Raw genomic sequence first — 19,734 nt, 5'->3', positions numbered from 1 at the left:
CAAAATTACGAACAAAAAACCCCCAGAACAAAAGTTCTGAGGGTTCAATATCAACAAATAAACTATTTCTAATCTAAAAATTAGAATTAGATTTTAGCAGTTTTTACAGTTTTGATAATTCTAGCTGCTACCTTGTAAGGATCTGCAGCCGAGTTAGGACGTCTGTCTTCTAACCATCCTTTCCATCCTTTTTGTACAGCAGCTATTGGAATACGAATTGAAGCACCACGGTCAGAAACTCCGTAAGAGAATTGATCGATAGATTGTGTTTCGTGTTTACCAGTTAATCTCAAGTGGTTGTCTGCACCGTAAACAGCAATGTGTTCTTTTACAAATGGAGCAAATGATTGACAAATGATATCGTAAACATCTTTGCTTCCAGCAGTTCTTAGGGCAGTGTTAGAGAAGTTAGCATGCATACCTGAACCATTCCAGTCTGTATCGCCAAGTGGCTTACAGTGGTAGTTAACCCATACGTTATATTTCTCACAAGTTCTTTCTAGTAAATATCTTGCAACCCATATTTCGTCACCAGCTTGTTTTGCACCTTTAGCAAAGCATTGGAATTCCCATTGTCCAGCAGCAACTTCGGCGTTGATACCTTCCACGTTCAAACCAGCTTGCAAGCAATATTCTAAATGCTCTTCGATGATATGACGACCATAAGCATTTTTAGCACCTACCGAACAATAGTAAGGTCCTTGAGGACGCGGGTAACCGTTAGTCGGGAATCCTAAAGGAAGGTTAGTGTCGCAGTCATATAAGAAATATTCTTGCTCAAATCCAAACCAGAAATCATTGTCATCATCTTCAATTGTAGCACGGCCATTAGACTCATGCGGATCACCGTTGGCGTCCAAAACTTCACACATTACTAGGTATGCAGGAGTTCCCAACAACGAACGCTCAGGATCTTTACAAATAAATACTGGCTTAAGTTGACAATCAGATGAACCGCCAGGAGCTTGCTCAGTTGAAGATCCATCAAAAGACCACATATCACAGTCTTCTAACTTTCCAGAGAAATCGTTTTCTATTTTGGTTTTGCTTCTTAGGCTTTGAGTTGGTTTGTAACCGTCTAGCCAAATGTACTCTAATTTCGCTTTTGCCATTTTTGTAATAATTTTATATTGATTCTGTTTTTCTTAAAGAATTATGTTACAAATATATTGGCGAAATCAAAATATTATTTCTTCAATCAAAAAAAAGTATAGATTTTATTCTATTTTATTTGAAAAATACAACTATTTGTAAAAAAAATGAGATTTGTTTCGAAACTAGGGTGTAAAATGAACTAAATTTTGACTAAAAAATGATTTTGCGGTAATAAATTCCTTAAAATGGAATCTATTTTTTTAATAATTCTAATTTTTGCTACTGATTTGGGCAAAAATAAAACATAATATTTGGATTTTACTATTTTTTGTCAAATTGCACTATTCTCATTTAGGCAAAAATAAATATGATAAGAAACCTTTTTAAAAAGTATCCTTTTATTGGTTGGCAAGTGTCAAACAAGGAGAAAAAAAGACAAAAAATTACCTGGCAAGAAAGTCTTGATAGCTTTTTTGTTGTAAAGCTTTACCCTCCATGAGCTCTTTGGATTTCAGAAGTTCTTGATTTTGAATAAGTAACTTGCCTTTATTATCGAAAAGCACTTCCTTCCTTGGCTTTATAAAACCAAACCCATCGTTGAAAACAAAGAATGCCCACGGCTTGGTATTAGTTTTGAAAAGATCTTTGCTCCAATAAAAGGCCGATGCGTCAAAGTTCATTTGACCGAGTAAAGTGGCGGAAATATCTATTTGTGAGGCAATGTTTTTATAGTTCCAGTTGGTGTTCACCGCTCCACCAGTCCATAGCATCGGAATCTTGAAATCATCCACTCGGTTTGCTGTTTCGGGTAGTTTGTGCCCATGATCTCCCACAATGATAACCAATGTGTTATTCCACCAGTCGGTTTTCTTAGCTTTTTCAATAAAATTACCCAAGCATTGATCTGAATAATTCAAAGAATTCATGAACAAATCCACGGTAGTTTCACCTTTTATTTTAGGCTCTTGAGTTGTTTCGAATGGCTCGTGGCTGCTTAAAGTTAACAAACTTGAAAAGAACGGTTTGTTTGCAGATACTTTATGGTCCTCTAAGAACTTGTCAAAAATGTATTCGTCATGAACTCCCCATTTAGATGTTGCGAGTTCAGCCGGGAAATCATTCATATCCACGATTTTCTCAAAGTTAGCATTGAATAAGTATGATTTTATGTTTGCAAACTCCGTATCACCACCATAGTAAAATTGCGTAGAGAATCCGTTTTTGCCAAATTCCTTACTCAAAACTGGTAATGTTGCTGTTTTTGTAGGATATTTTATGATTGATTCTGTCGGCTGAGTTGGAAAACCGCTCAAAATACTGGTAATGGCTTTATCAGTCCGGTCACCCATCGCATAAAAATCAGAAAAGTAAATACCCTCTGATTTTAGTTTATTAAAATTGGGAGTAATCTCAACCTCATTGTGTTTTTGGTCTACTACTTTTTTAGTAAAGCTCTCCCAAATAATAATCAGGACATTGGGTTTTCTGCCACTCTGTTTAAGAATTTGTTTTCTTGGCAAATCATTTTTGTAAAGATTGGCAATTGTTGTGTCAAGGCTTTCTTTCGGCAAATAAGTGTAAGGATTAACCTTATTTGAAGAATTGTGAATAATTGAGCTGAAAAAGTTCCACGGGGCATTTATGGCCGAGATATTAGCAAAGTTTACTTTTGAGAAATATACAGTGCTGTGATTCATCGGGGCAATTCCAAAACCGCCACGAATAGGAATAATCAAAACCCCCACCATCAGTAAACCATATATTATAAATGGGAAATTTTTGATGTGTTTCCAATCATAAATTTTGTTGGCCATTATACGGTAAACTATAGAACTAGCAACTATTACAAGAAGTATCGTGCTAATAATCAATGGAATTACTGGTGAGTTCTTGACTGAAGCCCAAGCTTCCTTTGGCGACTTTAAGTATGCTAAGGGTGTAGCGTCTAATCGAAATGACCAAATATTATAAACCTCCAAATCGACTACTATAATTAGTGTTATGACGAATATCAGAAAGAAGGTATAAGAAAATATGGTATTCTGAAATAGGCTTTTATTAAGAAAATTTGAAATAGTTACCCATAAAAAAGGGAATATACACAGGTAGCCAGCCATCGATAAATCCATTCGGAACCCATGCCAAAAAATGCCAAAAACAGTTTCTAAGGTTAAGGTTTTGGAATCCTCAATGTGATACGAAAGAAAAATAACTCTGGCTGCCAAAAAATATATGGACCAGAACGCAAAATATATCAACATGAATCTCAACCTTTCTCTCATTTATTTTGGGTTTTTATTTAAAAAGAAAAAAACAAATGCTTATTTTGCTTCAAATATAAAAGGTACAGCTCATAAATTAACAAATATGTCAGAACTTAGATGGAAAGCGATAGACGTGGCACAAAACCGCACTATTCCTATTATCCAAATTCCCGAAGGCAAAGTAACTGATTTCTACGGTATTCACACTTTTACAGATGAAGCCATGAAAACCCTTCTTTCGCCAGATGCTTACAAAAAGGTATCAAACGCAATAAAAACAGGTGACAATATAGAAGGTAATGTGGCAGATGAAGTTGCTTCGGCAATGAAGTCTTGGGCCATTTCGAAAGGTGCAACCCATTACACTCACTGGTTTCAGCCGCTCACCGGTGGTACTGCCGAAAAACACGATGCGTTTTTCGATATATCGTTTGACGGCCACGCCATAGAGAAATTCAAAGGAAGTGCGTTGGTTCAGCAAGAATCTGACGCGTCATCCCTGCCAAACGGTGGAATTAGAGAAACTTTTGAGGCCCGTGGGTATACCGTTTGGGATCCAAACTCACCAGCTTTTATTAGTTACAACAGCTCCGGAACTGGAACTTTGTGTATTCCTTCTATTTATTTCTCATACACGGGAGAGCTACTGGACGCAAAAACACCACTGTTGAACTCAACGATTGTTTTAGATAAAGCTGCAACCTCTGTGGCCAATATTTTTGACAGGAACGTAGAAAAAGTTACGGCCACTTGTGGTATAGAACAAGAATATTTTTTGGTAGACAAAGCTCTATATCATTCTCGTCCAGACCTTATTATGTGCGGAAGGTCAGTTTTTGGTCATTCGCCAGCTAAAGGTCAACAATTGGAAGACCACTATTTTGGTTCAATTCCTCCAAGAATCAATGCCTTTATGGTTGATTTTGAAATAGAGGCTCTGAAAATAGGTATACCAGTAAGAACCCGTCACAATGAAGTGGCTCCTGGACAATTTGAAGTGGCTCCGACTTTCGAGGAAATAAATCTAGCATGTGATCATAATATTCTTCTGATGGATGTAATGAAAAAGACAGCTCAAAAGCACAATTTTGAGGTGATGTTTCATGAAAAACCTTTTGCTGGAATTAATGGTAGTGGAAAGCACAACAACTGGTCGATAAAAACAGATACTGGGGTTAACCTATTGGGACCAAGTACTAAACCAAAAGAAAGTCTGAGATTCGTTACTTTCTTGGTGAACATCGTTAAAGCGGTTCATGACCATGCCGACATGTTACGAGCTACGGTTGCTACTGCCGGCAACGAGCACAGACTTGGTGCTAATGAGGCTCCGCCTGCTATCATCTCGGTGTTTTTAGGTACGGCCATGACCAAGGTTTTGGAAGATATAGAAAATAAGGAGATTATAGAAATTGAAAAAGGTGAAAATGCCTATATTAAACTTGGTTTGAACAGAATTCCATCTGTATTATTAGACAATACTGATAGAAATCGAACATCGCCGTTTGCCTTTACCGGGAATAAGTTTGAGTTTAGGGCGGTTGGTTCTTCTGCTAACTCTGCTACGCCAATGATGGTTTTGAATACCATTGTGGCTAAGCAGCTAGAATCATTTAGAAAAGAGTATGATTTAGAAAGAGAGAAAGATCCATCTAAGAAGGAGGGGATCATCTTGAAAATTCTAAAAAGATATATCAAAGAGTCGAAAAATATCCTTTTTGAAGGAAATGGATACTCTAAGGAGTGGGAAGACGAAGCCGCAAAAAGAGGTTTGTCAAACATCAAAGATGTGCCCAAGGCCCTTGAAGCCTATATCTCGGACCAAACGGTAGAGCTTTTTGAAAGTATGAAAGTTCTGAATAAAAGAGAACTTCATGCGAGGTACGAAATCAGACTAGAAAATTATATCAAGAAAATCCAGATAGAATCTAGGGTTATTGGTGATTTAGCTCAAAACCACGTGGTTTCTACGGCCATAAAATATCAGACAAGACTCGTACAAACGGCAAAGTCATTGATAGACATGGAAATGAAGGAGGAAGCTGAGCCGATTCTGAATATCATTCGCGAAATATCTAAACATGTAAATGTAATTTCGAAAAACGTGAAGGATATGACTGAGGCCCGCAAAAAGGCCAATAATTGTGAAGATATAACCGAAAAAGCGAATATTTACTCAAACGAAGTAAGGCTTTTCTTTGATGTTATAAGAAAGAGTGTAGATAAATTAGAACTCATCATTGACGATGAAGACTGGCCATTAACCAAATATAGGGAACTTTTATACATAAGATAATGAACGACGGATACAAAGAAGAGGAAATTGAACAGCTAAAAGCTGAATGTGAAGAAGAGGATCAAATTTTTGTCTTAGTAGAAGATGAAGAAGACATGTCCGATGAAAATGAGTTTGCTCATTTTCAGTTTGTGGGGAAACACAATGGCAAAGAAGTGATTTATGACGCACTTTTGAGTACGTTATCGCTTCACCATAGTAGTTTATTGTATGAAGAGGCAGAGGCGAAAGTAGCTAAATTATACAAAGACTATGTTCCTTTTGAGGAAAGAGCCGAAGGTGCAAAAGTAAATGAGGAAGCCGAGCAGATGATTGAAGAACTTATTGAAGAAATGGAAGACGAGGAAACTGTAAAAGTAGCCGAATTCTGTGAAATTGATATGGACTTTGAGTACGGAATTGGCTTGGATGTAGCGTTAAATGTTGAGGAAGTTACCGTTGAGGTAATTGAGAAATTTATCAATGATTTCAACAACGGTACCCTTAAGTTGGACAAGACAGCCTATAGCTTCAAACATGGATTCGACGAAGATTGATTTTTTGTTCTACAGTCCGGAAATAGAAAAAAATAATTGTCTTGATGCCGTAGATTCATTGCATGCCGTTAAGGTTCTAAGGAAAAAGCAAGGCGACATCATTCAGGTAACTGATGGGCTTGGGGGTTGGTATCGATGTTCGATATCAGACCCCAATCCTAAAAGTTGTGTTTTAAATATTCTTGAGGTTGAGAAAGATTACAACTCTCCGAAGAGGCGAATATTTGTAGGAATTTGTCCAACAAAAAATGCCGACAGAATAGAATATTTTATTGAAAAAAGCGTAGAAATAGGTGTTAGTGGGATATTTTTTATTAAAACGCAGCATACTTATCCAAAGAAGATAAACTTGGAGCGTTTTAGGAAAATTGCCATTTCAGGAATGAAACAGTCCTTGAAGGCATATTTGCCGGAGATGACCGATTTGCTAAGTTTTAATTCTTTCCTTAAACAAAGTACCCGTTTTACTCAAAAGTTGATAGCACATTTAGACGAACAAGCCATTGATGTTACTAAAATACCGTTGGAATCTGACCTTTTGATATTGATTGGGCCAGAAGGTGATTTTTCTAAAGAAGAACTAAAACTTGCACACGAAAATAAGTTTAAAACCGTAACCTTAGGCGAAAATAGGTTGAGAACTGAAACCGCTGGGGTAGTTGCAGTAAGTATATTAAATTTATTATGATGAAAAAGAATGTTTTGTTGACCGTAGCGATTTTAATTTCGTTCAGCTCATTTTCGCAAGTTTACACAGTTAAAATTGCCAAATTGAAATACGGAGGTGGGGGAGACTGGTACGCAAATAAAACTTCTGTACCCAACCTGATTAATTTTTGTAATAAAAATCTAAAAACCAATCTTTTTCCAGAGGAAGATATTATTGAACCAGGCGACAAAAAGATTTTCCAATACCCATTTATTCATATGACCGGTCATGGAAACGTGATTTTCAATGAAGGTGAAGCCAAGAATTTAAGAAACTATTTGATTTCTGGAGGTTTTCTTCATATCGACGACAACTATGGACTGAATCAGTTTATCCGAAGAGAAATGAAAAAGGTATTTCCTGAGCACGATTTTATCGAAATTCCGTTCTCTCACCCTATTTATCACCAGAAGTATCAGTTTAATAAGGGTTTACCAAAAATACACGAGCATGACAATAAACCGCCACAAGGTTTTGGCATATTTCATGAAGGAAAACTTGTTTGCTTTTTCAGCTATGAATGCGATCTTGGAAACGGTTGGGAAGATGCCTCTGTTTACAATGATTCCGAAAGTGTTAGACAAGAAGCTCTAAAAATGGGAGCCAACTTAGTTCAGTTTGCCTTTTCGAACTATTGATAAATTTGCTCCATAATTTTGCGACCTACCACTGGCTTAAAGTGGGAACCTTCATAATAATTGCCTAGATAGTTTGTAAATTCGTTTTTGCCTGAATAATCAAATACATTTTCCTTCCCGAAATATTTCTCTAATAATGCCCTGTCATTTACATTAAAAACCCTTTGATCGTAGAGTGGTGCTATAATTATTTTGAAGTTTGTTTGGTTGCTTTCAAAAGTATCGGCAATAAGTCTCAAATCCTTTAAATGATGCTCCTTGATAGCTTCCTCGTACATTTTTGGGTTTTCAGGTTTGTAAGGAAACCAGTCATTTTTATAATAGGCCAGTGAATCTTTCTTTAAAAGTTCTATGTTTTCTGGAAAAAGAAAATCATTGCTCGGGCTAGTGTAATAGTATTTAAACTTGAAAAACTCGTCCATGTAAGGACGAAATGTCTTGAATATTTTTAAATCAAAAAATGAAATAAAATACTGTTTTTTGAAAAAAGACTTAAAGAAAGTCAGATGATATTGGAAGACATTCGTCGAATCCTCCCAACGGTAATCTTTTAGGTGAACTATGGACTCTGACTTTTCAAAACTCTCGTTAAAAGTATCATTATCAACAACTAATATGGCGTTTGAGATCTTGTTACCCTGTTTTTCTATAAATTTTATTTTACCAGCTATTCCCGAGATGTTATCATTGAAAGCATCAAAATGATAGGGAGAGGGATCTTTAATAAAGGTAGACCAATCCTTTGTGAGAAAGGCACTTGACCTTGAACTACCAAATATAAATGAAGAAAATTTATATTTTGGATTATTCCTTAGAAACGTTTCAGTACTGATTCTGTTTCTATTGTAGGTCTTTAGAAAGTTACTTCCATAGGCATCGTAACTATATATTACATGAAATGGATCAAAAACAATATAAGAGATAATTAGAAACCAAATTGGGCTCCCGAAAATTAATAATCTTATAATGAGTTGTTTAAAAGTGAATTTCATGCCTTAAAACTGAAAATATATAAATTGAACTTCTCCGAAATAGCCGTAAGTGAGGATAAATAACAAAAAGAAGTAATAAATACTCCAACGCTGCCAAGATGGCCTATTTTCTACCCAACGGCCCATGTCTTTGGTGCTCTGCATCCATTGCACTACTTCAAGAATCAAGATTCCCAAAAGTACCACAATTAAATTTTGTGTGCCTATCAGGTTAATGATTTCCTTAGAACTATGGCTACTGATAGCAAACATGTTCTTGATGACATATTTGGCATCATCAAACTTCGGAGCTCTAAAGAATATCCAAGCGAATACTACCAGTGCAATGGTTATAATATTCTGCAATGCCGCACTTAGTTTTTCTCCAAAAAGACCGAAGAATTTAGTTTGAATGTTCTTGGTCAACTGCCCCATAATTTGGTAAAAACCATGTAAAGCTCCCCAAATCACGAAATTCCAACTTGCCCCGTGCCACAATCCGCTAACCATGAATACAAGAAAGAGATTGAGGTACTTTCTAGGTGTGCTAACTCTATTGCCCCCCAAGGGAATATACAAGTAGTCTCTAAACCAAGTGGATAGCGAAATGTGCCATCTTTTCCAAAATTCAGAAATGCTTTTGGCTGAATAAGGCCTATCAAAATTTTTCATAAGATTAAATCCCATCACCCTGGCTGAACCAAGTGCTATGTCTGAGTAACCAGAAAAATCACAGAATATTTGAATAGAGTAAAACAAGGTAGCAATCAAAAGCGGCATACCTTGATATTTCCCCAAATCACCGTAAACTTGATCTACAAAAACACTTAAGTTATCAGCAATCACTACTTTTTTAAACATTCCCCATAACATGAGTCTTAAACCAGATTTTACTCGCTCATAATCAAAGTCAAACTTTTCATAAAACTGGTGTAAAACATTCTGTGGGCGTTCAATAGGTCCGGCTACCAATTGTGGGTAAAACATTACATATAAGGCATATATGCCAAAATTGCGTTCTACCTTTTGATTGCCTCTATAAACTTCTATGGTGTACGACATGGCCTGAAAAGTATGAAAAGAAAGGCCAATCGGAAGAATAAAATGCCAAAGAGGATTATAATGCGTTTGGTTTATTTTATAACTAACTGCATTAAAATTGTCTATAATGAAGTAATAATATTTAAACAGAGCAAGAACACCAATGTTAGCAATCAAACTAATCGCTAAAGCCCACTTTCTTTTGATTCCATTTGTTTGGTCAATCCATATGCCCGCATAGTAGTCGATTATGATCGTAAATAAGAGAATAAAAATATACTCCCATTTAAAAAAAGCATAAAATACACAACTAGATGCCAGAAGTAACATCCACCTATATTTGTATGGAAATACAAAGAAAAGGAAGGTTACTAACGGGAAAAAAAGTATAAACTCGAAAGAATTAAAAAGCATATATCTTAATTTAAGACTCTTTTGTTGTCAAAATTTTCAAAAAAGTCTGATACTTCTTTCAAAAACAAACCACCCAAAGAACCATCCACCACTCTGTGATCGAAAGAGTGAGAAATCACCATTTTTTGTCTGATACCTATCAAGTCACCATCGGGCGTTTCTATAACAGATGGTAGTTTTCGGATAACACCAAAGGCCATTATGGCTACCTGTGGCTGCATAATGATTGGAGTACCAGACAAATTTCCGAATGTACCGATATTGGTAATGGTGTAGGTACCACCAGACAATTCCTCTGGTTTAAGTTGATTATTTCTTGCCCGTTTGGCCAAATCATTAACTTTAACAGCCAACTGACTTAAGGAATACTTATCTGCCTGATGAATAACTGGCACTATCAAGTTTCCGTTAGGAAGGGCAACTGCCATTCCAATGTTTATGTCCTTTTTGTAAATAATATTTTCACCATTTACTTGGATATTAATACCTGGATATTTCTTAATTGCATTTACAACGGCCTCAATTAGGATGGGAGTAAAGGTCAGATTTTCCTTGAATTCTTTTATAAAACTGTCTTTGATTCTAAGTCTCCAATTTACAACGGGTGTCATGTCTGTTTCCATAAACGAGGTCACATGCGGAGAAATGGCCTTGGATTCTACCATTCTTTGCGAAATCATTTTTCGCATTCTGTCCATTTCTACTATCTGATCTTCACCCGTTCTACTTATAACCGGGTCTTCTGAGACAAAAGTTTTCGGCTGTTTTTTGGAGTTAAGGAAATTAAGAATATCATCTTTGGTTACCCTTTTTTCAAATCCTGTTCCTTTAATATTGTCTAATTCGGCTTGAGAAATGTTCTCTTTTTTCGCTATATTAAGCACCAAAGGCGAATAAAACTTGGTATTAGAGCTGGCAACGAGCGTTGGAGAAGAAACAATTTCTTCAAAGCCTTTTTCTATTTGATCTAGGTAATCTACTTCAGCTGTTAGAGCTTTTTCTACTGGTTTTGAGATAACCGCATCACTTTCTGTCTCAATTTCACATATTGGCTTGCCGATTAATGCAACATCTCCATCGTTAACCAAGAATTTGGTGATTACACCAGAATGAGAAGAACCAATTTCGGTATCAATTTTGTCTGTGGCTACTTCCAAAATCATATCGTCAATTTCTACATGGTCACCTTCGTTTACCAACCATTTTAAAACAGTACATTCAAAAATACTTTCACCCATACTGGGCATTAATATCTCTACTTTTGCCATAAAATCTCTACTTACCTTTGGTTAATATTCTTAAAAAATTAAGAGCTGCTTTGGCACTGTATTCAATGTTTACGATCCTTATTTTGCCTAGGCTTAGTTTTTTTGTTAATGTTTGTTTTCCGTCAGTCACTGCTAACCAGACTGTTCCAACCGGTTTTTCTTCAGTTCCGCCGTCTGGTCCTGCTACTCCGCTAGTAGCAATTCCGAAGGTTGTCTTCATCACTTTACGAACACCTTCAGCCATCTCAATGACCGTTTGCTCACTTACAGCCCCAAATTTAGTCAATGTTTCTTGTTTTACCTTTAAAACATCCATTTTTGCTTGATTGGAGTAACTCACCACACCGCCCAAAAAATAGGCAGAACTTCCCGGAATGGAGGTGAGCAAATGAGCCAAATAACCTCCTGTACAACTCTCAGCAACTCCTAAAGTGGATGCCGTTTCATTTAAAATTTTACCAATAGATTTCTCTATTTCATCGTTTTCGAAGCTGTAAATATGCTCTTCTATCAACGGAACCAGCTTGAGAACCTCCGTTTCTATCTCTTCCTCTACTTTGGTTCTATTTTCGCCAATTCCAGTTAATCGTAGCTTTACTTCACCAAAACTAGGCAAATAAGCCAGTTTGATGTGCTCAGGCAGATTGTCCTCCCAATTCTCAATTCTTTCGGCCAAAAAAGATTCTCCTAGACCAATAGTTCTGATAATTTTATGAACAATTTCAGGTAGTTCAAATTTCGCTTTTAACCTAGGTATAACTTCATTACTCATTAAATATTTCATTTCTAGAGGAACGCCTGGCATTGATACGATTACTTTACCATGATGGTCAAACCACATCCCAGGAGCTGTACCTGTAGCATTGTGCAAATATGTACATTTTGACGGAATCGCAGCTTGTTGCCTATTAAGCTCTGTAAAAGGCCTACCTCTTTTTTCGAAAAAGCCTCTCACAAATTCCTCAGCATGTGGATTTATTACCAATTCGTCGTTGAAGTATTCTGCTAAAGTCTTTTTGGTTATATCGTCTTTGGTTGGTCCTAAGCCACCCGTAATAAGTACAATATCGGCTCTTTGAAGGCTTTCACTAAGTATATTCAGTATCTCCTTTTTTTGATCTCCGACCGAAGATTTTCGAATGGTTTTGATTCCTACTTTATCTAATTCCTCCGATATCCATTTTGAGTTGGTGTCGGTTATTTGGCCGTAAAGTATTTCATCACCTATGGTTACTACTTCGGCGTAAATTATTTTCATCTAAAAAAGTTTATTATTTGCTGTTACAAAATTCACTAATTTTGCGTTTAAATACAAAGAATTCCGAATTTCTCAATTATAATGGACAAATCCAATTTTAAAAAAATTACATAATGAAAAAAGTATTGTTGCTTTCTCTATTCTTTTTATTCGGTTTGATTTCATGCGGACAAAAAATTAACCTAGGAAACGTGGTTAACTCCGTATTGTCAGGAGCACCACTTACCGAAGCCGAGGTAGGCGAGGGTCTTAAAGAAGCATTATCTGTTGGTATAAATTTGGGAGCTGATAAGGCCTCTGCACTGGATGGTTATTTTAAAAACCGAAAAATCAGAATTCCGTTTCCGCCTGAGGTTCAAAAAGTAGAAACCACTTTGAGAGGGATTGGTCTTGGCGGTGAAGTTGATAAGTTCATTTTGGCATTAAATAGGGGTGCCGAAAATGCAGCTCAACAGGCTAAGCCAATATTTATTTCGGCCATTAAACAATTGACTATCAGAGATGCTATAAATATTTTGAGAGGAGAAAAAGATGCTGCTACACAGTTTCTTAAGAGGACCACATCAGCTCAATTGATACAGGCTTTTGAGCCACATATGTTAAAATCTCTTGAAAATACTCAAGCTACCAAATACTATAGCGATTTGGCAAATGTGTACAATAAAGTGCCTTTTGTGAGTAAAATAAATCCTGATTTGAAAGGTTATGCCACCCAAAGAGCGGTGGACGGACTTTTTATACTGGTAGCTGAGGAAGAAGCCAAAATTAGAGAAAATCCATTGGCCAGGACTTCAGAATTACTCAAAAGAGTTTTTGGTAGTACTAAATAAATTTGTAATAATCAGAATTGAAATAATATGTTAAAATCGGAAATCAATTTTTCTATAGATTTGGATGAATCAAGAATACCAGAAAAAATATTTTGGGACGCCACTGAGAATCCAAACGAAGGTGTAAACGAGACAAAAGCCATATCTATAAGTGTATGGGATCAATATCACAAGGGGCTCTTGGGTATTAATCTATGGACAAAAGATATGCCTGTTGATGAAATGAATCATTTTGCCATTGATATCGTGGGCAACCTTTCTCAAATGTTGAAAGACTCCACTCAAGACTCAAAAATGATCAGTATTTTGGAGGAAGCTGGAAAAAAGATGACGCAGCACTTAAACGAAATGGCAAAACAAGATCAGGCTAAGAACTAAAGTATTTTAGTACATTACAAAAAAAAAAGCTTCATTACGGAAGCTTTTTTTGTTTCTATTGGGTTTATAATTTCTATAATTTCACAAATTTCCTGATATAGAATATATCAGTTATTTGCATTTTTATAATATAAGTACCTGCTTCCAGTTTTGGAAGTGTATTTCTAAATTCAGCCATTGAAACTACAGCACCAGTTGTACTTCTGCCATTCAGGTCAAATACCTCTATTGGTTGATTATCAGAAACTTCTACACCTTTTATTTTGATTTTGAACTTTTGAGTGTCATTTACAGGATTGGGAAATACAATAGTTTCATCAGAATCATTCTCAGTAGCCAAAACCATTTTGGAGAGTTCAACTATTTTTTTATAACTCGGTATTCCGTATCCAATTTTATTATCTGGGGTTTCATACTTACTTGCCGATTTTATCAAAAGGTCTCTGATTTGCATTGCACTATATTTTGGAAATTGCTGCTTTAAACCAGCGACCATACCCGCAATTAGTGGCGAAGAAAATGAAGTCCCCGATGAAAAACTTGCATTCGGATTCGATATAGCTACGCTTGTTTGTGAGCCACGAGCCGAAACCTCAGGTTTTATATTATTCTTGGCGTTAGGCCCTGGTGAGCTAAAACCAACAGTATTTCCATTTAAATCCACTGCACCTACCGCAATAACAGAATCGGCATCAGCTGGAGTTACGATGTGATTCCACTTATTATTTCCTTCGTTACCTGCAGAATTAACAACTATAATACCTCTCGTAACTGCAAAATCGGCAGCTCTAGCCGAAATGGTTTTATCACCGTTGAGGTCTTCAAACTTGTAATCTGTAGCTGGATTATCAAATGAATAATAGCCCAAAGATGAATTGATGACATCAACGCCCAGACTATCGGCATTTTCGGCAGCAAATAACCAATAAACTTCCTCTATCCGAGTTTCTGAGCTTACATCCTCGGTTCGGTATAAGGCAAAGTCTGCATCGGGTGCCGTGCCTACTAGTTGACCGTTAAGCTTGGCACCTATACAACTTAAAGCTGCGGTTCCATGCCAATGAGACTCGTAAACTGTGGTGTCATTAGAAACAAAATCATAGGTTTTGATAATTCTTTTTGCAGAAAAAAGGTGTTTAAATGCATCCATTGTATTGGCCTTGTCAAACCCTGCATCGAAAACGGCAATCAAAATTCCTTTTCCGGTGAAATTATTTTTGTGCATTTCGTCAACGCCCAATTGTTGAATTTGGACCAGTGAGTTGCCGTAGCTGAATTCCTCATATGAGCCAAACTTATCCATTGTAACATTTTGATTTGATGTACTGGATACTCTTCTTCCTCGAATATCTTGGTTTCCGTCTACACTTTTAAAAAATGACTGTTTGCTCAGAATACTAAAAATTTCTGGTGTACAATCGACTAAAACGGCATTTAGCCACTTCGATGTTCCAATAACCTTGGCCCCCAGTGCTTTAATTTGACTTATATAGGTAGAACTTACGGGGATATCCAGCGAATTGACGGATATATTTTGACTCTTACGTCGTTCGATAGATTTTGGAGAAAGAAACTTTTCGGGAGATGAAATACTGAAATTTGAACCGGCTTTGTCCTTCAAATAAACAAAGTATCTATTTTGACCAAAAGATAAAGAAATAACAAACGTAAAAAACAGAACTAAATTTACCTCCTTCTTCATCAAATATTCTTTTTTTAGTAACCAAAAGTACTAAATAAAGATACTATTTATACTAAAACGGGCAAAAAAAGCATAAAGAATTTCACCCCTGCAATGGGTAAAAGCGAAGGAATAAAAAAAACTTCTTTTACAAATTCATTAAACCCATCAAAACCAAGGCAGATAACAGTAGTAAATTAACTATTTTAAACCACCTGAAATTAATCAATGAGGAAGGGGTTTTCGCTTTGTGATAGTTCAACTTTAGGTCTTTCATTTTTGTAAGTTTTTATTAGGAAGCACAACTTGCATTAAAGATAATTATATAAATTGAATTTTCAAAAAATATTGAAAGAAAATATTTCCTTTTTTATAAATTACTTTAACAATTCAGAACTAATTTTGTGCCAAAATATAACAACCAGAGGAGTTTTGATGCAAAATATAAGGATTGCGATACAGAAATCAGGCAGATTGAGCGAAGATTCAATAGATTTATTTAAAGAATGCGGCATAAAACTTGACATGGGCAAAGGCAGATTAAAGTCTGTTTCTTCAAACTTTAATGCTGAATTTTTGTTCTTAAGAGACGATGATATCCCCGGGTATGTAGAGGACGGAGTGGCTGATTTGGGAATAGTAGGAGAGAATGTCCTTGTGGAGTCTGCTAAAAAGGTAAACCTTGTGAAAAAACTGGGTTTTTCGAAATGTAGACTTTCCATAGCAATACCCAGGGAAGAAAGTTTTGAAGGGCCACAGTCGCTGCAGAACAAGAGTATAGCAACCTCTTACCCGAAATTATTGTCGAAGTATCTCAAAGAAAATGGCATTAAAGCCAATATTCATGAAATAAGTGGTTCTGTGGAAATAGCACCATCTATAGGCCTAGCCGATGCCGTTTGCGATATTGTCAGTTCTGGAAGCACGCTTTTGAGTAATGGTCTGAAAGAGGTACAAGAGATCTTTAAGTCAGAAGCTGTATTAATTGGAAACAAGAATTTATCAGCTGAAAATAAGAGTATCCTTGAAAAAATCTTGTTTAGGATCAATGCCGTTCAAAAAGCTCAAGACAATAAGTACATTCTGTTAAACGCACCTAATGATAAACTGCCTGAGATAATAAATATAATAGCTGGAATGAAAAGCCCAACGGTTATGCCTTTGGCTGTAGAAGGCTGGAGTTCAGTTCATTCCGTTTTAGAAGAAAAGGCATTCTGGGAAAAAATAGAAGCATTAAGAAATGCAGGGGCACAAGGAATTTTGGTAATTCCGATAGAAAAAATGATACTTTGATAAATGAATATTTTTGAATTTCCAAAGAAAGAACAATACGCAGAAATACTCAAACGACCTACCATGTCGTTCGACGAAGTAGAGCAGAAAGTAAGGCCCATAATACTTGAAGTCAAAGAAAAAGGCGACGAGGCACTAATTAAATTTGCTCTAGAGTTTGACAATATTCTGCTCGACAATTTCAAAGTAGATATCTCTGAAATTCAAAATGCCAAACAATTATTAGATATTGAGCTCGTAGAGGCCATTGACCAAGCTTTTGAGAATATTTATACTTTTCACCAAGCACAACTTATTACCGAAAATGTGGTTGAAACCATGCCCGGTGTTAAATGCTGGAGAAAAAGTGTAGGAATCGAGAAAGTTGGGATATATATTCCAGGGGGTTCGGCACCTTTGTTTTCTACTGTTTTGATGTTGGGCATTCCAGCCTTAATCGCCAGATGTAAACAAGTGGTTTTGTGTTCCCCGAGTAATCATCCCGCCATTTATTATGCCGCCCACAAATGTGGGATAACAGATGTTTTCAGAATTGGCGGCTCTCAGGCTATCGCAGCTATGGCCTTTGGAACGGCCTCGGTCCCAAAAGTTTACAAGATATTTGGCCCTGGGAATCAATATGTAACATCGGCCAAACAATTGGTGAATCAATTCGGTACAGCCATAGATATGCCCGCAGGCCCTTCGGAAGTTGCGGTATTGGCAGACCATAGGTCGAATCCTGTTTTTATTGCCTCTGACTTGCTTTCACAGGCCGAACACGGACCAGATAGTCAGGTAATTTTAGTAGCAGATGATTTGAAAGTTATTCAGGCTACAATTTCTGAAATTGAGATACAGTTAGAAAATCTCCCAAGAAAAGATATAGCCAAACTCGCCCTAGAAAATTCAAAAGCTATTTTGGTTGAAAATATGGAAATTGCCGTTGATATCCTCAACGAGTACGCAGCGGAACATTTGATACTTTCAGTAGAAAATCCACACGAAATTGCCGATAAAATTATCAATGCAGGTTCTATATTTTTGGGTGATTACACGCCTGAGTCTTGTGGTGATTATGCCTCTGGAACCAATCATACTTTACCAACCAACGGCTATGCAAGGGCATACAGTGGAGTCTCATTGGATAGTTTTGTGAAAAAAATTACCCTCCAACAAATAAGTAAAGAGGGTATTAAAAATCTTGGTCCGATTGTAGAAAAAATGGCTGAAGCTGAGCAATTATTTGCTCATAAAAACGCCGTAACAGTTCGTTTAGAATCTTAGATTTTCAACGATTATTGCACTTGCACCACCGCCCCCGTTACAGATAGCCGCCATTCCATACTTTCCACCTTTATTTTGAAGTACATTCAACAGGGTGACAATTATTCTTGCACCAGAGCAACCGAGTGGATGGCCAATCGCCACTGCACCTCCAAATGCATTGAGTTTATTATCTTCTATACCAAAATGCTGTGCAAATGCCATTGGAACAACAGCAAAAGCCTCGTTCACTTCGAAATAATCAATGTCTGAGATATTTAAATTTCCATTTTTTAAGGCCTTTTCGGCTGCAATTATTGGTGCCGTAGTGAACCATTCGGGCTCTCTAGAACCATCTGCGTATGAAATTATTTTGGCCAAAGGTTCTAATTGATATTCATGTAAATAATCCTCCGAAACAAGAATCAGGGCCGCAGCTCCGTCATTAATCGTCGAGGCATTTGCTGCAGTCACTGTACCTTCTTTGCTGAAAACAGGTTTTAAGGTTGGTATTTTGTCAAAGTTAACCTTCCTAAACTCTTCATCTTCAGAAATTACTGTAACATTACCTTTTTTATCGGTGATTTCAATTGGACATATCTCGGCTGAAAAATTCCCATTGGAAGTATTTAGAGCGGCTTTTTTATATGAGTTTATAGCGAACTCGTCTTGTTCTTCTCTTGAAATGTTGTAGGTATTGGCCGTGGCATCTGCAAAGCAACCCATTGCCTTTTGCTGATAGACATCCGTCAATCCGTCTTTTGCAAGACCATCAATCAAAACTCCGTTACCATATCCATATCCGTATCTTGCTTTTTCTAGATAAAAAGGAATCTGAGACATATTTTCCATTCCTCCGGAGACCACAACCTCGTTTTGACCTAGTGCAATACTTTGAGCGGCCAACATCGTGGCTTTCATACCCGAAGCACATACTTTATTGATAAGAGTGGTAGGTATGGAGTTAGGCAAACCTGCACCCAAAGCAACTTGAGTGGCCGGAGCTTGACCCAGATTGGCCTGTACTACGGATCCAAAATAAAGCTCACCGATATCTTCTTTCCTTACTTTAGAATCTTGTAAGGTTTGTTTTACGATCTCTGCACCAAGTCTTACGGCTGAAACATTGGCTAAAACTCCACCAAAACTCCCAATAGGTGTGCGTTTTGCGGCTACAATATAAACTTCTTTCATGTTAATTATTAAAATTCAAAGATAGACATTGAATTGAATTTTCAGATTATCTAAACCCATTTTTTGATATTAATGCTTGGAATTGAATATTATTAGCGGGTTTTAGATAACAAAAAAAGGTAAACAATCGCTTGTTTACCTTTTGATAAAACGTTTGTGTCCAAATTAGATTGAGGCTTTTTTCTTCTGCTGTGTTTGCTCGCCAATTTGTATCAATTGCTCCGTGCTTTTATAGCCTAGTGCTTGATTGACAATTTTTCCAGATTTAGGGTCTATGAAAAATAAGGTTGGATATCCTCTAACTGGATACTTTAACGCAATCGCAGGGCCTTCACCTTGCTCCATATCAATTTTGACATTGATAAAATTTTCGTTGAAATAATCACCGACTTTTTTGTCAGGAAAAACTCTTGCCTGCATAGATTTACAAGGACCACACCAGCTGGTGTAAGCATCCATGAAAATTATCTTATTCTCAGCTTTGGCTTTTTGAATTGCTTGATTCCAATTGCTCTTTTCAAACTTTATCCCAGAATCTTGAGCCAAAACCATTTTGGAAATGCCCAATAAAAGGACTAAAACTATGTTTTTCATTATTAATACTTTAAATTATACTTTTTACA

Annotated in this window: 17 protein-coding genes; 8 read left to right on the top strand and 9 right to left on the bottom strand. The window is 36.6% G+C overall.

Annotated features, from left to right (window positions below; translation table 11 throughout):
• Positions 1–86: 86 nt before the first annotated feature.
• Positions 87–1,112 carry a glutamine synthetase beta-grasp domain-containing protein gene (locus tag EGI31_RS20085; RefSeq protein WP_255038949.1) on the bottom strand — a complete coding sequence of 342 codons (1,026 nt, stop codon included), beginning with the start codon at positions 1,110–1,112 and terminating at the stop codon, positions 87–89.
• A gap of 426 nt (positions 1,113–1,538) precedes the next feature.
• Positions 1,539–3,377 carry an LTA synthase family protein gene (locus EGI31_RS20080; protein ID WP_255038948.1) on the bottom strand — a complete coding sequence of 613 codons (1,839 nt, stop codon included), beginning with the start codon at positions 3,375–3,377 and terminating at the stop codon, positions 1,539–1,541.
• 85 nt (positions 3,378–3,462) lie between these two features.
• Between EGI31_RS20080 and EGI31_RS20075 the strand changes: the two genes are divergently transcribed.
• The 4 genes from EGI31_RS20075 to EGI31_RS20060 are packed head-to-tail and all read left to right on the top strand — an operon-like array spanning position 3,463 to position 7,538.
• Positions 3,463–5,655, top strand: a complete 2,193-nt coding sequence (locus tag EGI31_RS20075; protein WP_255038947.1) for a glutamine synthetase III family protein — start codon at positions 3,463–3,465, stop codon at positions 5,653–5,655.
• Positions 5,655–6,191: a hypothetical protein gene (locus tag EGI31_RS20070; protein ID WP_255038946.1), complete on the top strand. Its 537-nt coding sequence runs from the start codon at positions 5,655–5,657 to the stop codon at positions 6,189–6,191. The genes EGI31_RS20075 and EGI31_RS20070 overlap by 1 nt, the downstream gene beginning before the upstream one ends.
• Positions 6,172–6,879 carry an RsmE family RNA methyltransferase gene (locus EGI31_RS20065; protein ID WP_255038945.1) on the top strand — a complete coding sequence of 236 codons (708 nt, stop codon included), beginning with the start codon at positions 6,172–6,174 and terminating at the stop codon, positions 6,877–6,879. The genes EGI31_RS20070 and EGI31_RS20065 overlap by 20 nt, the downstream gene beginning before the upstream one ends.
• Positions 6,879–7,538 carry a DUF4159 domain-containing protein gene (locus EGI31_RS20060; RefSeq protein ID WP_255039007.1) on the top strand — a complete coding sequence of 220 codons (660 nt, stop codon included), beginning with the start codon at positions 6,879–6,881 and terminating at the stop codon, positions 7,536–7,538. Before EGI31_RS20065 ends, EGI31_RS20060 begins: the two co-directional genes overlap by 1 nt.
• On the opposite strand, the gene EGI31_RS20055 is transcribed toward EGI31_RS20060, so the two are convergent.
• Genes EGI31_RS20055 through EGI31_RS20040 form a run of 4 tightly spaced genes read right to left on the bottom strand, consistent with a single transcriptional unit; the run spans position 7,532 to position 12,490 of the window.
• A complete protein-coding gene (locus tag EGI31_RS20055; RefSeq protein WP_255038944.1) occupies positions 7,532–8,530 on the bottom strand; it encodes a hypothetical protein in 999 nt (332 codons plus the stop codon). The genes EGI31_RS20060 and EGI31_RS20055 overlap by 7 nt on opposite strands.
• 3 nt (positions 8,531–8,533) lie before the next feature.
• Positions 8,534–9,964: an MBOAT family O-acyltransferase gene (locus EGI31_RS20050; protein ID WP_255038943.1), complete on the bottom strand. Its 1,431-nt coding sequence runs from the start codon at positions 9,962–9,964 to the stop codon at positions 8,534–8,536.
• Positions 9,965–9,969: 5 nt separating this feature from the next.
• Positions 9,970–11,232: a dihydrolipoamide acetyltransferase family protein gene (locus tag EGI31_RS20045; RefSeq protein ID WP_255038942.1), complete on the bottom strand. Its 1,263-nt coding sequence runs from the start codon at positions 11,230–11,232 to the stop codon at positions 9,970–9,972.
• A 7-nt stretch (positions 11,233–11,239) separates the two neighbouring features.
• A complete protein-coding gene (locus EGI31_RS20040) occupies positions 11,240–12,490 on the bottom strand; it encodes a competence/damage-inducible protein A (protein WP_255038941.1) in 1,251 nt (416 codons plus the stop codon).
• Positions 12,491–12,603: 113 nt separating this feature from the next.
• Here EGI31_RS20040 and EGI31_RS20035 point away from each other — a divergent pair, with 113 nt between their 5' ends.
• On the top strand, positions 12,604–13,320 hold the full coding sequence (locus EGI31_RS20035) for a DUF4197 domain-containing protein (RefSeq protein ID WP_255038940.1): 717 nt from the start codon (positions 12,604–12,606) through the stop codon (positions 13,318–13,320).
• A 27-nt stretch (positions 13,321–13,347) separates the two neighbouring features.
• The gene (gene gldC, locus EGI31_RS20030) at positions 13,348–13,698 is read left to right on the top strand and encodes a gliding motility protein GldC (protein WP_255038939.1); all 351 of its coding nucleotides are present in this window, start codon (positions 13,348–13,350) and stop codon (positions 13,696–13,698) included.
• A gap of 73 nt (positions 13,699–13,771) precedes the next feature.
• Here the strand turns inward: gldC and EGI31_RS20025 are convergent, their stop codons facing one another.
• Positions 13,772–15,400, bottom strand: a complete 1,629-nt coding sequence (locus EGI31_RS20025; protein ID WP_255038938.1) for a S8 family serine peptidase — start codon at positions 15,398–15,400, stop codon at positions 13,772–13,774.
• 414 nt (positions 15,401–15,814) lie between these two features.
• Between EGI31_RS20025 and hisG the strand changes: the two genes are divergently transcribed.
• Complete coding sequence (gene hisG, locus EGI31_RS20020; RefSeq protein WP_255038937.1) at positions 15,815–16,672, top strand: ATP phosphoribosyltransferase; 858 nt, start codon at positions 15,815–15,817, stop codon at positions 16,670–16,672.
• A gap of 3 nt (positions 16,673–16,675) precedes the next feature.
• Positions 16,676–17,938: a histidinol dehydrogenase gene (hisD, locus tag EGI31_RS20015; RefSeq protein WP_255038936.1), complete on the top strand. Its 1,263-nt coding sequence runs from the start codon at positions 16,676–16,678 to the stop codon at positions 17,936–17,938.
• On the opposite strand, the gene EGI31_RS20010 is transcribed toward hisD, so the two are convergent.
• Positions 17,927–19,111: a thiolase family protein gene (locus EGI31_RS20010; RefSeq protein ID WP_255038935.1), complete on the bottom strand. Its 1,185-nt coding sequence runs from the start codon at positions 19,109–19,111 to the stop codon at positions 17,927–17,929. The two genes, hisD and EGI31_RS20010, sit on opposite strands and share 12 nt — an antisense overlap.
• A gap of 165 nt (positions 19,112–19,276) precedes the next feature.
• Complete coding sequence (locus EGI31_RS20005) at positions 19,277–19,705, bottom strand: thioredoxin family protein (protein ID WP_255038934.1); 429 nt, start codon at positions 19,703–19,705, stop codon at positions 19,277–19,279.
• Positions 19,706–19,734 lie beyond the last annotated feature (29 nt).

Origin of the sequence: Lacihabitans soyangensis (assembly GCF_024343775.1) — a bacterium.
In the GTDB taxonomy this organism is placed as follows: Bacteria; Bacteroidota; Bacteroidia; order Cytophagales; family Spirosomataceae; genus Leadbetterella; species Leadbetterella soyangensis.
Note: the sequence above shows the minus strand (reverse complement) of the source record. Positions and strands in the feature narration are given on the sequence as shown.